Origin of the sequence: Mesorhizobium sp. WSM3864 (assembly GCF_002294955.1) — a bacterium.
In the GTDB taxonomy this organism is placed as follows: domain Bacteria; phylum Pseudomonadota; class Alphaproteobacteria; order Rhizobiales; family Rhizobiaceae; genus Mesorhizobium.
This window is the reverse complement of sequence record NZ_NSGD01000058.1, coordinates 1-1,159: the sequence shown is the minus strand read 5'-3', so window position 1 is coordinate 1,159 and position 1,159 is coordinate 1. Positions and strand designations below refer to the sequence as shown.

The following is a 1,159-nucleotide window of genomic DNA, read 5'->3' as shown; positions in this document are numbered from 1 at the left end:
GGCAGGGCTATCGCATATGGGTCAGAGCCTGGGTGAGATAGTCGTCATTCCAGGCGCATTTCTTGATACGGTGGCTGATGGGAACTTTGTCGAGATCGGCGGCCTGAAGGATGTTTCTGGCGATGCGGTTGAGGAGCGCGGTGTTGGCCGGAGCATTGTCCTTGCGGGCTCGGGATTGATCCTCGTCGAGATGGACGTCGAGCATCCAGTGCAGCCCGTTCTCGATCTGCCAATGAGCCCTTGTGAGCTCGAGCGCCTGCTGCGGTGAGAGCAGCGTCGAAGCCATGAACAGGCGCGTCAGCGGCTTGGCTTGATTGCGCTGGCTGGTGATGCGGATGAAGGCTTTGTGGCCGGCCATCAGCGGCTCGGTTGCGGCGACGACCTCGGCCTGCCGCCATTCATTGCGGCCATGGCTGGTTTCGGTCCGCTCCGCCACTGAAGGGGTGATTTCGGCCAGCCGTTGTTTGGCATGGCCAACCCAATGGCGGCGGTTGCCTTTGAGCGCGAGCAGGTAGTCGCCGCCGCGTTCGGTGATGGCTTTTGCCATGCGCGTGTGGCAGTGGAGCGCATCGGCTGTGACCATTCTGCCAGTAAGATCAATGAGTTCGATGACCTTGAGGGCCGCCTCGACCTCGTTCTCTCCGGCGCTCGGCGAGACCGCCGCCAGGCACAGCCGCGTCTCGGCGGCAAAGGCCGACACCGTCAAGGGCGGACTGGCCGCAAGGCCCTTCTCATAGGCTCGCCGCAGCGCCTTGCCGTCGAGCGAGATTGCCTCTTGGCAGGCGCGCGCAAAGCCTGCGGCAAAGGCCGCGAAGGCGCGACCGAACGCCTCCGGATCGAGCAGTCGCAACAGCCGCGAGAAGGTGTCGTGGCTGGGCGCCACCTCATACTCGATCAACCGCAACAGCGCCTGTTTGCGCTGTTGCGCAAACAGCGCGAACTCCGTCGCGTTGCTCGCCCCGCACAGGCTCGCCGCAATCATCATCACGATTAAGTCGCCAAGCCGGTGCGTGGCATTGCCAGCGCGCGGATCGGGCACCGCGCCGAAATAGCTCTCAAGGCTGGAAATGGCAGTCTCTCCTTCGTTAGACTGCCTGTCCAAAGAATCCCTTCTCAGGCCAACTTCAAGTCCCAAAAAACCATATGCGATTCCCCTGCC

1 protein-coding gene is annotated in these 1,159 nt (G+C 62.6%); it reads right to left on the bottom strand.

The window, feature by feature from the left end; translation table 11 throughout:
• Positions 1 to 7: 7 nt before the first annotated feature.
• Positions 8 to 1,102: an ISAs1 family transposase gene (locus CK215_RS30550; protein WP_245418885.1), complete on the bottom strand. Its 1,095-nt coding sequence runs from the start codon at positions 1,100 to 1,102 to the stop codon at positions 8 to 10.
• Positions 1,103 to 1,159: the final 57 nt, after the last annotated feature.